Source organism: Flavobacterium hauense (assembly GCF_054457175.1).
The window spans coordinates 92,540-105,528 of sequence record NZ_JBTKVX010000007.1 but is presented as its reverse complement, the minus strand read 5'-3'; the positions used below and the strand labels follow the sequence as shown (position 1 = coordinate 105,528).

Below are 12,989 nucleotides of genomic sequence, written 5' to 3'. Positions count from 1 at the left end.
CGGGAAAAGCTGCAGATTATATACGCGAATATAAGAGTTTGAAAATCAGGTTATAATCTTAGGAATAAATCTTATTTTTATAATCATATTTATCTATTCTTTTCAAATGAACACAAAATATTTCGACCTTATAAACCAGACTTTTTACTTCCCACAGGAAGAATTCACACTTAACAAAGACAACCTTCAGTTTCACAACATCGATTTGATGAAACTGGTAGAACAATATGGTACGCCATTAAAGTTCACCTATTTGCCTGCCATTTCCAATAACATCCGTAAAGCTAAAGGCTGGTTCAGGAATGCTATGGAGAAAAATAAGTACGAAGGTAAATATTACTACTGCTATTGTACAAAAAGCTCTCACTTTGAGTATATCATGGATGAGGCTTTTAAAAACAATATCCATATTGAAACGTCAGCTGCATTCGACGTAAACATTGTTGAGAAACTTCTTGAGAAAGGAAAGATCAACAAGAATACTTACGTGATATGCAACGGCTTTAAAAGAGATGCCTACGTAGAGAATATCGCTAGGCTTATCAATAACGGTCACAGCAGAACAATACCAATTATTGACAACTACGAAGAACTTGACCTGTTACAGGAACAGATCAACGGTAAGTTCAAAATCGGTATCCGTATCGCAGCTGAGGAAGAACCTAAGTTTGAATTCTATACGTCTCGTTTAGGAATTGGTTACAAGAATATCCTTCCTTTTTACAGGAAACAAATACATGAAAATAAGAAAGTTGAGCTTAAAATGCTTCACTTCTTTATTAATACAGGGATCAGGGATACATCTTATTATTGGAATGAGCTTGTGAAATGTCTTAAGGTTTATGTAAGCCTTAAAAAAGAATGCCCTAGCCTGGACAGCCTTAACATTGGAGGCGGATTCCCTATTAAAAATTCACTGGCATTCGAATACGACTACCAGTACATGATTGATGAGATACTTAATCAGATAAAAATTGCATGTGATGATGCTGAAGTACCGGTACCAAACATCTTTACTGAATTTGGATCGTTTACTGTTGGAGAAAGCGGAGGAGCCATCTATCAGGTGCTTTACCAAAAACAACAGAATGACAGGGAAAAATGGAACATGATCGATTCATCTTTCATTACAACACTTCCTGATACATGGGCTATCAATAAGCGTTTCATTATGCTTGCAGTAAACAGATGGAATGACCAGTATGAAAGGGTTTTACTGGGAGGCATGACATGTGATAGTGATGACTATTACAACTCTGAGCAGAATATGAATGCCATATACCTGCCGAAATATAACAAAGAGAAGCCTCTTTATATTGGTTTCTTTAATACAGGGGCTTACCAGGAAACTATTGGAGGTTATGGAGGGTTACACCACTGCCTTATCCCCCAGCCTAAGCATATACTTATTGACAGGGACGAAAACGGCATACTTGCCACAGAGATTTTCTCTGAGCAACAACAGGCTGAAGAGGTACTGGCAATTTTAGGTTACAACAGAGAAAAGAAATAATACTTGAATTTAAATACGATAACAATGAGCAAAGGACCAATTAGCCAGTTTATTGAAAAGTACTACCTGCACTTTAACAGTGCTGCGCTTGTGGATGCCGCTAAAGGCTACGAAAAACAGCTTCAGGATGGTGCCCAAATGATGGTAACGCTCGCAGGAGCGATGAGTACGGCAGAACTTGGGAAAATTTTCGCCGAAATGATCCGTCAGGATAAAGTACAAATTATTTCATGTACTGGAGCTAACCTTGAAGAAGATATAATGAACCTTGTGGCACACTCTCATTATGAGCGTGTACCAAACTATAGAGATCTTACTCCGCAAGAGGAATGGGATCTTTTAGAAAGAGGACTTAACCGTGTTACTGACACATGTATCCCTGAACACGAAGCTTTCCGTCGTCTTCAAAAGCATATTCACAAGATATGGAAAGATGCTGATGACAAAGGCGAACGTTATCTTCCGCATGAATTCATGTATAAGATGCTTCTTTCAGGAGTATTGGAAGAATATTATGAAATTGACCTTAAAGATAGCTGGATGTATGCTGCAGCTGAGAAAAATTTACCTATTATTGTACCAGGATGGGAAGACAGTACGATGGGTAATATCTTCGCATCATACGTAATTAAAGGAGAACTTAAGGCTTCTACGATGAAATCGGGTATTGAATACATGACATTTCTTGCTGACTGGTACACAAAAAACAGCAGCAAAGGTGTAGGTTTCTTCCAGATTGGTGGAGGTATTGCAGGAGATTTCCCTATTTGTGTTGTACCTATGCTTTACCAGGATATGGAAATGCATGATGTTCCTTTCTGGAGTTATTTCTGCCAAATATCTGATTCAACAACCAGCTATGGTTCGTATTCAGGTGCTGTGCCAAATGAAAAGATTACATGGGGTAAGCTTGATATAAACACCCCTAAATTTATAATTGAATCTGATGCAACTATTGTTGCCCCTCTTATTTTTGCTTACTTATTAGATTTATAATAGATTTATGAAAAGAGTTATAGTTGACTACGCCAAGCTAACTAATGAAATTCTTACCTTATTGGTTGAGAAATTTCCTGACGGATATGATGATTCGAACATCATACGCTTTAAGAATGCCAAAAATGAAACTATTGAAGCTGTAGAAGTTAGAACGGAAGACACCATCTATCTTGTTAAAGTAAGTACTAAGCTTGCTGACAGGATTGAAAATTATGATGATGAGGATATTGATGATTCATCTGATGATATTGATCCATTAAAAGATCTTGAAATCGGTGACGACGACGATGACGATGCTGATGATGAAAAAGAAACACGCGAAAAAAGTGATTCTGAGGATTCTGATGGAGATGATGCAGACGAAGACGACGATGAGGATGAAGATCGTGACTACAATGATGCTGAAGATGATGAGGATGAAGACGAAGATTAATTCATTACATCTTTAAATTTATATAAAGAACTCTTAACAGAGTTCTTTTTTTGTTCGTTATATCTTACTTTTATAAAAAAGAAACATCCATAATGAAATCTAATATCCTATTAATGGCTTCTGCCCTGGTTATATTTACCTCTTGCCAAAAAAAAGAAGAAAAGACCGAAACGGTTATTGAAGAAACAAAAATTGAAAAACCCTCTAAAGAGGAACTTGCAGAAAACGAAGAGTTATGTTTTTCTCAGATTGTAAACAAAGACACTTTGATCCTGACCGTTATAAAAAATGGCGAGAACATATCCGGCACTTACAAATCTATACCTTTTGAAAAAGATAAAAAGACAACAATTTTTAAAGGCAGAATCGTAGGTAATACAGTTACCGCTGTAGGTACAGCAATGGCCGAAGGTCAAACATCACAAGAAGAAATAATCTTTACACTCGAAAACAATAAAGCCGGTATAAAATTTGGCGAAATGATCGAAGGTGATGACGGTGTATACCGTTATAAAAATATAAAAAACACTTCTTCTTTATTTGTCAATAAAGCAGACTGTCCTAAATAAAAAAAGCCACTTTAAAGTGGCTTTTTTTATAAATATCTTTCCTTAAAAATTTTAATGTGATGGTTTTGATGGCCTATAATCAAAAAGCCAAAAGCCCTGACAGATACCGTATATCCTGAAGCGGTACCTTTTCTCATAAGATCATCTGCTTTAAAGGATTTGAACATCATAATATTAGCATGACGCAAAGCCGACATTTCAGTAAGCAGATCGTTTATACTCCTGTCATTGCCATGTGCAATATCAGCATATGTATTTTCATCAAATCCAGGTAAAGGAGTCTCATCGCCACGCGAAAAACGTAAAGCCCTGTAGGCAAATATCCTTTCGGAATCTATAAGGTGTTGAATGATGTCCTTAATTGTCCATTTGCCTTCAGCGTAACGGTAATCATATTTATCCATTGGGATTTCCCTCACGAAATGGATAAAGTTGTGCACACTAATTTCAAGTTCCTCGACAAGGCTATAAGCACTGTCAACTAACTTTATATAGGATTCCTGATAAGGCGCATATTCGTCAGATTGTATATCTGTAATTTTCATAAATTATTAAGCAGAGTTCCTGCTTGCATTAATATTCCCAAAAAGAGAACGGGTTACTATTTTTTCGTAAGTTTCCAGTAAAGCAGCATCTCCACTACCGCTTTTTATAAGCCTAATTTTATTTAAGGCATATTGCTGAATAGTCAGCAAAGGTAACACAATATGCTCTCTTAATTTTATGGATGCCTTGCCGTCCGGATAGTTTTCCATAAGCTCATTGTAACCTGATATTTTAAGTAAAAGGCGTTTAGTTTCAAGGAATTCATTATAAATGATTTCCCAAAATTCACCAAATTCCTCATCCTGTCTCATATAGGCTGTAAGTGGAAAGAATGATTTAGACAAAGACATCATACTATTCTCTAACAATGTCCTGAAAAACAATGAATTATTATATAAATCCTGCACTTTTTCCCACTGCCCATTTTTCTCATACTGCCCCAAGGCATAGCCTACACCAAAGAATCCCGGAACATTTTGCTTAAGCTGGCTCCATGATCCTACAAACGGTATCGCTCTGAGTTCAGAAAAATCTAACGATGCTGATTTACTCCTTTTAGAAGGACGACTGCCAATATTAGTCTTAGCATAGTAATTCAGCGTGCTCATCTGGTCGAGATACGGCAGGAATTTAGGATGTTTCTTGAAATCAAGATATTTTTCATACCCCAATTGAGCAAGATCATCGATTAGGCCACGTTCCTGTTCGGTAAATTGTTTTTTCTCTTTTTCGAACACCCCATTTGTAATTCCGGCACTTAGAAGATTCTCCAGATTAAAACGACAACTATCCAGCGTACCAAAATTTGAGCTGATCGTTTGTCCCTGTATTGTTATTTGTATCTCGTTATTCTCAATCGTAGCACCTTGAGAAGCATAGTACTTATGTGTTTTACCTCCTCCTCTGGCTGGTGGTCCTCCACGGCCATCAAAAAAGACTACTTTCACCCCATGCTCCCGTGCTATAAGGGTCAGGTTTTCTTTAGCCCTGTAAATACTCCAGTTCGCCATCAGATATCCACCATCTTTAGTACCATCAGAAAAACCAAGCATAATCGTTTGTTTATTGCCTCTGTTCTTAAGATGTTTGGAATAGGCTTCATTATCATAAAGCAATTTCATAACTGTCCCCGCATCCTTAAGGTCATCTACAGTTTCAAATAATGGCACAATATCAACTTTAGGATTTTCAAATCCTGAAAGCCTGAACATTGTAAGCAGCTCTAAAACATTCAGCGCACTCTCATTATTACTAATAATGTATCGATTAGTTCCCTGCTCTCCATTATTTTCCTGTATCGTTTTGATGGCATTTATAGACTCTAATGTTTTACATGTATCTTCATTCTCAAACATCTGCGGCTCTATTCTGTCTTTAAGTCCGTTAAGTAACTTTATTTTTGATAATTCATCTAAATCAGCATATCCTGAAAGCGCATTATTTTCTTTTGCAAGGTAACTTACTACATCTGCGAAGACAGTATTATGGATGTGGCTGTTCTGACGGATATCCAGTGAAGCAAAATGAAACCCGAAAAGATATACTTTATTAATAAGTTCATCAATTTCATCCAGATATAGTGACTGGTGCTCCTTTTCGATCAAATCCCTGATTACAACCAATGATTCTTTTAGTTCCTCAAGTGTAATATACAATTCACCCTCAGAATAAAATACCGAACGGTATAATTTCAATTCTATATCGGTTACTTTTTCTTCTACACCAGTAAAAGTCAGTTTACGCTTAAGGTTACGAATATCTCTATAATAGCATTTTAATATTGAAGTACGGAGCCTATCCGCAACTTTAAGTGTGATATCAGTGGTAACAAAAGGATTGCCATCGCGATCTCCTCCCGGCCAGAAACCGAATGATAATACCGGGTGCTGAAGCGGACCTTCTTTAAAGATAGCATCCTGAACAAAAGACGACATATCTCCCGCGGCATAATAAAATACATTCTCAAGATACCATATAAGACTAACGGCTTCGTCGTAAGGAGTTGGCTTCTCTTTCTTTATGAAGGGAGTTTTACCCAACTGAGAGAGTAAGTCCTTTATTTCAGGCAACTTGTTTTGTTTTATGGCTTCAGTAAGATCTGTGATGATTCCTAATACTGACCCTGGATAGAACTGAGTTGGGTGCGCTGTTAATACAGCACGTACCTGAAAATCTTCAAGGAATTCCCTTAATTCATGGATCATGCCCAGGCTTTCAGCTTTTTCACGGCTATAGCGCAATGAGCCACTTCCTTCAAGATTATTGATGTCGGCAAAAGCTGCATCTTCAATAGCGTCGAAAAGTACAATCTGGCGTTCGACATATTGAATAAAGCGGAACATCATGCTTATTCTTTCATCTTCAGTCGTGTCAGGAAGGTATTTGTCTGCAAATTCATTAAATATTTCTTCAGGACTTTTATCATTTTTAAATCCTTCATCGCATAACTCAGAAAACAAGGGAAGGAGACTTCCGGTATTGTCTATAGCCTGAAATGGTAGCGTAAGGAATATACTGTTGAAAATCTGATATTTAAGCGCAACCTGTTCGTTAAAGCGCTCAATTAGGGTAGCAGGGTACATAAGATGTGTTTTGGTAATTGAATTTAATAAAAAAACCCTCATGTCTAACGTCATGAGGGTTTAAAATTTTTATAAAATCTTACATATCTTTAAATATGGTATGCATCAATCTTTTCTTATCATTGATGCTTTCTTCAAGAGAGATCATTGTTTCAGTTCTGTAAACTCCTTCAATGTCATCAATCATAAAGATTACCTCTTTAGCATGCTTTGTATCTTTTGCCCTAATCTTACAGAAAATATTAAATTTCCCTGTTGTAACATGAGCTACAGTAACAAAAGGTATTTCATTGATTCTTTCAAGTACAAACTTAGTTTGTGAGGTGTTGTGTAAAAATACACCAACATAGGCGATGAAAGAATAGCCAAGCTTTTCATAATCAAGCGTTAGTGAAGACCCCATTATAATACCTGCATCTTCCATTTTCTTAACCCTAACGTGTACAGTTCCGGCAGAAATTAATAGCTTTTTTGCAATATCAGTAAATGGAACCCTGGTGTTGTCAATCAGCATATCCAATATCTGATGGTCAACTTCATCTAAACGAAATTTGCTCATAAATGTGTTTTTAAAAGGTTATATTGGTTTCTCTAATTCTAATTTTTAAAACCTGTTATCAAAAAAATCATTTATAAGGACGATTTACTATTTTATTTCCAGTCCGTTAACAAATTTTCTACCGTTATCGAACGAAAAATCCGCTTTATCTCCAATTATCGGCATTTTTTTAAGTTCTGAATCTTCAAATCCGGCGCCAAAAACGTCGAATTCTTCGTGTCCATATAAACCTTCCAAATTACCTATTTCGCTAATTATAGCTTGAAAAATTACAGAATTCTCAAATAGAACTTCCTTATATTGTGATGCAAAATTCGTGATTTTTTCTTTATTTTCATAATTTATTTTGACATTTTTGTACATCATATCATAAAATATAATCTTATTTTGAGGAATCCTAAAATATTCTACCTTTTTGTTAACAGCTATAACGTTTTCGTAAATTGCATTAAATCCTAACAATAATGCAAAAAAGATATATTTTCGTGATTCCTCACGCTGATAATCATTTTGATAGTGACCAGCCTCAAATAAGATAGTAGGAACTCCTAAAGACTGAAACATATCTCCTATACAATTGATATTGAATGAATCATCAAATCTACCTACTTGTCCGGGTATGAATTCCTGAAGCACTTCGTTCATCGCAACGATAACATTTATCGCTTTTTGACGGCAATCATTGATTTCCCTTTCATTATTATAAGAAGGAGCTAAAAAAGATATTGTAGCCGGTTTAAGTGTATCTCCTACCCCAAATATTGTGCGCTGATCATGCATATTATAGCAGTAATCTGGCTGGAAATCTTTAAATGTTTTACGTAAAAGTTGACTTTCGGGCTGTGTAAGGTTTAACGAATCGCGGTTAAGGTCAATTTTTACAGCATTTTCCCTGGTATATAAGCGAGCTCCATCAGGATTAAGGATCGGGAGTATTAAGAAAGTAAATTTGCTTTTAAGCTGGCTGGATAATTCAGAGTCTTCTTTAAGAAGATTTAGAAAATCAAAAATAGCCTTAGTAGTGGTAGCTTCATTACCATGCATCTGAGACCACATAAATACTTTAGTTTTTCCGCTACCTGCTTTAATACTATATATAGGTTCATCTAATACAGACCTGCCTATAACAGTAATATCAAAAGTTTCTTTTAGTCGTTCAAGCAACGGTTCTATATGTGTATTAGTGACATAACGCCCAAACAAACCTTCTTCTTTATATTGGGTAAATAATTGCTGCAAATCCATGATTAAATATTAGATTACAAAAGTAAACATCTTATATTTTACAATTGTAAACAAGAAGAAATATTCATTTAGTTACAATTGTAAACAGTAAATTTAAAAATCTAACTCGTTAAATATTCAAAAAACTAAACATTGTATTTAAAATTATATAAATCAAATACTTATGCTTATTCATTTAAAGTATTACACTAATAAATAATAACTTTACATCAATAAATATATGTAAATAATTATAATTGTTTACATTTGTAATATCACAATTTTCAAAGAATACGTTACAATGGTAAACACTGATGATTTTATTAAACGGCTTGAAATAATTTTAGATTATTATAATCTTTCAGCTTCCTTATTTGCAGATAAGATGGGTGTGCAGCGATCAGGCCTTTCACATTTGATGTCCGGAAGAAATAAGCCGAGCCTAGATTTTGTGATGAAGATTATCGAGAATTTCCCTGACGTAGATTTTTATTGGCTGCTGAATGGCGATGGTACTTTTCCTAAAACAGAGAATAACATTACTGTTCCTTTAGAACCGGTGGTACCCCCTACTCTTTTTCCTGAAACTGAAAACACTGCTTTTGATTTGTTTTCTTCAGAAGAACAAATCCCATTAGATGAACATAAGTCTGAACCTGATTTATTTTCGGCTACAGCAGGAAAAAATATTTTAAAACCCTTACAGCAAAACCCTGAAGCCATAGAACGTATAGTCGTATTCTATACGAATGGGACATTTAAAAGTTATAATCCCGGAAATTAAAAAACCCCGATAGCTTTATAAAAAGCTGACCGGGGCCATTAACCAATAAAACAAACACAAATTATCTTTAATTCGATAATCCCCTCTTCCCGGGGAATGATATTCAATATATACTTTATTGGTAATAAGGTATCATCCGTATTTCTCTTATTGTAAATTTACAGCTACTTAATGTTAAATAAATCAAACACTTAGTTAAACTATTCTTAATCCTTTTGAAAACTATATTCAGGTACATAGCCTGTTACACCTTTATAATTTTCTTCAAGAATTTTAAAATCTCTTTCTTTCTCACCTGTTAGATAGTAAGCTTCCGCAATTTTAACTTCTTTCTTTCCGTAGTCAAAAGCTACAGCTATAACAGGTACATTAGCTTTCAAAGCAATATAATAGAAACCTGTCTTCCACTCCTCTACTTTTTTGCGTGTTCCTTCCGGTGCTATCGCAAGCCTGAATACTTCACGTTCTTTAAATATAGCAGCTATAGCATCTACTTTATTTTCGTTTTTCTGTCTGTCAAGCGGCGCTCCACCCATCCAGCGAAAATAAGACCCGAAAGGAAACCTGAACAGCTCTTTCTTCCCCACAAAATGCATCTCCTGTCCTATCGCTCCCCTTGCAAATACTCCAATAGCAAAATCCATCCAACTCGTATGGGGTACAACAATGATAACACACTTTTTAATTTGTGGATCCATACAACCTTTTATATGCCAACCGAATAGCCTAAAAAAGATAAATTGATATATTTTTTTCATATTCTTCTAAAAATCCAGCGGTAAAAATAATATATATTTACAATAGTAAAACAGTTAACATGCTTAAGAAACTCTTCAGCTATTTTATTCCCATAAATATCTATAAAAAGAATTCAACCATAAGCCAAAAGCTTGAGGTTACGTATAATAACGGCCAATTGGTACTTGATTCAAAGAACACCAACTACTCCTATGGCAGCCTTCAGCGAATCCTGCGCAAAGGATTGGATTACATAGGTTTTGAAAGAATAAGAGGATTCGAGAATGTACTTGTGTTGGGCGTTGCTGCGGGCAGCGTCATTAAAACGCTGGCTGAAGAAATAAAATTTAAAGGCAAAATTACCGGAGTTGAGATAGACCCGGCTGCCATAGAAATTGCTAACCAGTACTTTAATCTTGATAAGATAGAGAACCTGGAAATCGTTATTGATGATGCATTTGAATTTGTGTTAAAGACCAAAGAAAAGTATGATCTCATCATTATTGATATTTTCCGGGATACTGAAATGCCTAACTTTTTATTCGAAGATTTCTTTATAAACAGGATTAATTTTTTGCTTAATGTAAATGGATTTATATTATTCAACACCATGACATTAACTAAAAAAGATTTTGATCGTAATTTATTATATCGTGCCCGCTTCAGCAGTAAATATTCAGTACGTATGTACCCGAAAGTAGAAGTTCACAATGAGTTGTTTACTATCAAGAAATTAGGGTAAGACAGTTTTCAGTCACAGGAAGCTGGAAACTGCGACTGCATACTGTTAGAGCATCTTCCTTGCCTTCTCCAAATCTTCAGGCGTATCAATACCAATTCCGGCATGGCTGGTTTCTACCATTCTTATTTTCTTACCATATTCGAGGTAACGTAGCTGCTCTAGTTTTTCTGAAGCTTCAAGGGTCTGCATTGGCAGATTATAGAAATCCAGTAACGCATGTTTCCTGAAGGCATAGATACCAATATGGCGATAATACCTCACCCCTGCTTCCTTATCACGAGGATACGGAATTACTGATCGGGAGAAATATAGTGCAAATTTTTTCTGGTCTACTATTACCTTCACGTTGTTAGGATTTTCAATATCATCCCAGTCGGTTATATGCATCATTACTGATGCCAGGTCAATTTCGCGTGCTGTATCTCCTTTGAAAACCTCTAGTACGTCAGCCAACGGTTCTTTGTTGATAAAAGGCTCATCACCCTGAACATTAACCACAATATCAACATCAAGATTTTCAATAGCTTCTGCGATGCGATCGCTACCGCTCTCATGCTCTTTGATGCTCATTATCGCCTTGCCGCCATTTGAAACGATTTCATCAAAAATAATATCTGAATCAGTCACGACAAATACATCATGAAACAGTCCTGTACCAAGCGCAGCCTGATACGTTCTGGTAATTACGGTTTTTCCGCCAAGATCCTGCATCAGTTTGGCAGGAAAACGGGTTGAGGCATATCGTGCAGGTATAACAGCTATGATTTTCATATCTATATTTTTTTATTCTTCAAAATAATCATCTTTAAAACCAATCAGGTAAAGTTTGTCCTTTGCCCTGGTAATGGCCGTGTACAGCCAACGAATATAATCCTTAGTAATACCATCCGGCAGATAAGGCTGCTCTATGAATACGGTATTCCATTGTCCACCCTGCGATTTATGGCAGGTAATAGCATAAGAGAACTTAACCTGGAGCGCATTGAAATGCGGATTGTTCTTCACCTTCAGGAATTTCTTGTACTGCGCTTCACCTTCATAATCTTTCATTACTTCCTGATACAGATGGTTAGACTGTTCATAGGTAAGTGATGGCGACTCGCTTTCTACCGTATCAAGTAAAAGGTAAGTCTCAATTGGAATCTGGTTGGGGTAATCGACCATCCTGATCTTTACCCTGGCAAATTTAAATCCATACAGTTCTTCTATCCTGAAAATTTCAAGGATCTCAATAATATCACCATTGGCAATAAAACCGGCCTCACTCTTCTCGTCAAGCCAAAAATAGTTATTCTTTACCACCATCATGAAATCGCCACTAGAAAGTTCACTTTCACGTGACAGAATTCTGGAGCGAATCTGTTGGTTATATTGGTTTGCGCGTTTATTTGAACGTACTATAAATGCGGTATCTTCTATGCTATAATTGCTGTAGGCATGATTGATGGCATCCTGAATATCATAGCCATCAACCAAACGGATTATATCCTTAAATCCGCGAAGCTTAAACTGAAAAGTATCTGCAAAAGCAGATTTAAGCACTTCCCTTAACTCCGTCGCATTATAAAGGATTCCCGAATTCTCTTCCTGACGCATTACTTCATCAAGCTCTATGTGATGAACATCTTTAAAGTAATGAATAGAAAGGGAATCAATATCTAATGCGGGGCTAAGTTCAGAATTTACAGGTGGCAGCTGCGCAGTATCGCCAATTAGCAACAGCTTACAGTTCTTACCGGAATACACATACGACATTAGGTCATCGAGCAGCGAGCCATTCTCATACATTTTGGATTCCTGAATAGCATCAGATATCATTGACGCTTCATCTACAATAAATATGGTATTGGTAAACTTATTAGGCTGTAGTGTAAAGCCAACACTTCCTCCACTTCCTTTTTTTGGAAAATAAATGCGTTTATGTATGGTGAACGCAGGTTTATTGGAATAATTGGCAATAACTTTTGCTGCACGGCCGGTTGGTGCCAGCAGCACATATTTTTTATTGGCTTCCGCCAAATGATTTACAATGGTAGATATTATCGTAGTTTTACCGGTACCTGCATATCCTTTCAGTACAAATACTTCTTCGTTATTAGTATTGGTAATAAATTCAGCTGCTTTCTGCAAAAAGATATCCTGTTTTACAGTTGGGTCAAACGGAAATCTCTGGCGAAGAAGTTTATAGAAAGAAGCAGATGTCATTAAAAAAGAGGAGGATTATATTAATTACCCCAAAGATAACATGAATTTAACGGCTAGCCCGTACTAAACCAAAAAAGAATGTAAATTTGCATGGA

At 36.0% G+C, this 12,989-nt stretch carries 13 protein-coding genes; 6 read left to right on the top strand and 7 right to left on the bottom strand.

Annotated elements, in window-relative coordinates:
* Positions 1-106 precede the first annotated feature (106 nt).
* From ACX0HA_RS06650 to ACX0HA_RS06635, 4 genes are all read left to right on the top strand, one after another.
* Positions 107-1,513 (top strand): type III PLP-dependent enzyme domain-containing protein, encoded by a 1,407-nt coding sequence (locus ACX0HA_RS06650; RefSeq protein WP_458844490.1) that lies wholly within the window; start codon positions 107-109, stop codon positions 1,511-1,513.
* Between the two features lie 24 nt (positions 1,514-1,537).
* Positions 1,538-2,509, top strand: a complete 972-nt coding sequence (locus tag ACX0HA_RS06645) for a deoxyhypusine synthase family protein (protein WP_317499478.1) — start codon at positions 1,538-1,540, stop codon at positions 2,507-2,509.
* 7 nt (positions 2,510-2,516) lie between these two features.
* Positions 2,517-2,945, top strand: a complete 429-nt coding sequence (locus ACX0HA_RS06640) for a DNA primase (RefSeq protein ID WP_458844489.1) — start codon at positions 2,517-2,519, stop codon at positions 2,943-2,945.
* A 92-nt stretch (positions 2,946-3,037) separates the two neighbouring features.
* On the top strand, positions 3,038-3,514 hold the full coding sequence (locus ACX0HA_RS06635) for a hypothetical protein (protein WP_458844488.1): 477 nt from the start codon (positions 3,038-3,040) through the stop codon (positions 3,512-3,514).
* 26 nt (positions 3,515-3,540) lie between these two features.
* On the opposite strand, the gene ACX0HA_RS06630 is transcribed toward ACX0HA_RS06635, so the two are convergent.
* From ACX0HA_RS06630 to ACX0HA_RS06615, 4 genes are all read right to left on the bottom strand, one after another.
* Positions 3,541-4,059 (bottom strand): DinB family protein, encoded by a 519-nt coding sequence (locus ACX0HA_RS06630; protein ID WP_458844487.1) that lies wholly within the window; start codon positions 4,057-4,059, stop codon positions 3,541-3,543.
* 6 nt (positions 4,060-4,065) lie between these two features.
* Complete coding sequence (locus ACX0HA_RS06625) at positions 4,066-6,642, bottom strand: phosphoenolpyruvate carboxylase (protein WP_458844565.1); 2,577 nt, start codon at positions 6,640-6,642, stop codon at positions 4,066-4,068.
* A 79-nt stretch (positions 6,643-6,721) separates the two neighbouring features.
* A complete protein-coding gene (locus ACX0HA_RS06620; RefSeq protein ID WP_294823891.1) occupies positions 6,722-7,201 on the bottom strand; it encodes an Lrp/AsnC family transcriptional regulator in 480 nt (159 codons plus the stop codon).
* Positions 7,202-7,288: 87 nt separating this feature from the next.
* Entirely contained in the window at positions 7,289-8,446 is a 1,158-nt protein-coding gene (locus tag ACX0HA_RS06615) for a M14 family metallopeptidase (RefSeq protein WP_458844486.1), read from the bottom strand.
* Between the two features lie 280 nt (positions 8,447-8,726).
* Here ACX0HA_RS06615 and ACX0HA_RS06610 point away from each other — a divergent pair, with 280 nt between their 5' ends.
* Complete coding sequence (locus ACX0HA_RS06610; RefSeq protein ID WP_458844485.1) at positions 8,727-9,209, top strand: helix-turn-helix domain-containing protein; 483 nt, start codon at positions 8,727-8,729, stop codon at positions 9,207-9,209.
* Between the two features lie 206 nt (positions 9,210-9,415).
* On the opposite strand, the gene ACX0HA_RS06605 is transcribed toward ACX0HA_RS06610, so the two are convergent.
* Positions 9,416-9,907 carry a 1-acyl-sn-glycerol-3-phosphate acyltransferase gene (locus ACX0HA_RS06605; RefSeq protein WP_458844484.1) on the bottom strand — a complete coding sequence of 164 codons (492 nt, stop codon included), beginning with the start codon at positions 9,905-9,907 and terminating at the stop codon, positions 9,416-9,418.
* A gap of 119 nt (positions 9,908-10,026) precedes the next feature.
* Between ACX0HA_RS06605 and ACX0HA_RS06600 the strand changes: the two genes are divergently transcribed.
* Positions 10,027-10,689, top strand: coding sequence for a spermidine synthase (locus ACX0HA_RS06600; protein ID WP_458844483.1), 663 nt, complete (start codon positions 10,027-10,029; stop codon positions 10,687-10,689).
* Positions 10,690-10,734: 45 nt separating this feature from the next.
* Here the strand turns inward: ACX0HA_RS06600 and kdsB are convergent, their stop codons facing one another.
* Both kdsB and ACX0HA_RS06590 read right to left on the bottom strand, forming a co-directional pair.
* Entirely contained in the window at positions 10,735-11,460 is a 726-nt protein-coding gene (gene kdsB, locus ACX0HA_RS06595) for a 3-deoxy-manno-octulosonate cytidylyltransferase (RefSeq protein ID WP_458844482.1), read from the bottom strand.
* Positions 11,461-11,472: 12 nt separating this feature from the next.
* The gene (locus ACX0HA_RS06590) at positions 11,473-12,894 is read right to left on the bottom strand and encodes an ATP-dependent DNA helicase (RefSeq protein ID WP_458844481.1); all 1,422 of its coding nucleotides are present in this window, start codon (positions 12,892-12,894) and stop codon (positions 11,473-11,475) included.
* Positions 12,895-12,989: the final 95 nt, after the last annotated feature.

Excerpts from the sequence above, each read along its gene's own strand:
- ACX0HA_RS06635 (WP_458844488.1), top strand. The coding sequence starts at position 3,038 with ATGAAATCTAATATCCTATTAATGGCTTCTGCCCTGGTTATATTTACC.
- ACX0HA_RS06640 (WP_458844489.1), top strand. The coding sequence starts at position 2,517 with ATGAAAAGAGTTATAGTTGACTACGCCAAGCTAACTAATGAAATTCTT.
- ACX0HA_RS06625 (WP_458844565.1), bottom strand. The coding sequence starts at position 6,642 with ATGTACCCTGCTACCCTAATTGAGCGCTTTAACGAACAGGTTGCGCTT.
- ACX0HA_RS06615 (WP_458844486.1), bottom strand. The coding sequence starts at position 8,446 with ATGGATTTGCAGCAATTATTTACCCAATATAAAGAAGAAGGTTTGTTT.
- ACX0HA_RS06610 (WP_458844485.1), top strand. The coding sequence starts at position 8,727 with ATGGTAAACACTGATGATTTTATTAAACGGCTTGAAATAATTTTAGAT.
- ACX0HA_RS06605 (WP_458844484.1), bottom strand. The coding sequence starts at position 9,907 with ATGGATCCACAAATTAAAAAGTGTGTTATCATTGTTGTACCCCATACG.
- kdsB (WP_458844482.1), bottom strand. The coding sequence starts at position 11,460 with ATGAAAATCATAGCTGTTATACCTGCACGATATGCCTCAACCCGTTTT.
- ACX0HA_RS06600 (WP_458844483.1), top strand. The coding sequence starts at position 10,027 with ATGCTTAAGAAACTCTTCAGCTATTTTATTCCCATAAATATCTATAAA.
- ACX0HA_RS06630 (WP_458844487.1), bottom strand. The coding sequence starts at position 4,059 with ATGAAAATTACAGATATACAATCTGACGAATATGCGCCTTATCAGGAA.
- ACX0HA_RS06590 (WP_458844481.1), bottom strand. The coding sequence starts at position 12,894 with ATGACATCTGCTTCTTTCTATAAACTTCTTCGCCAGAGATTTCCGTTT.
- ACX0HA_RS06620 (WP_294823891.1), bottom strand. The coding sequence starts at position 7,201 with ATGAGCAAATTTCGTTTAGATGAAGTTGACCATCAGATATTGGATATG.
- ACX0HA_RS06645 (WP_317499478.1), top strand. The coding sequence starts at position 1,538 with ATGAGCAAAGGACCAATTAGCCAGTTTATTGAAAAGTACTACCTGCAC.
- ACX0HA_RS06650 (WP_458844490.1), top strand. The coding sequence starts at position 107 with ATGAACACAAAATATTTCGACCTTATAAACCAGACTTTTTACTTCCCA.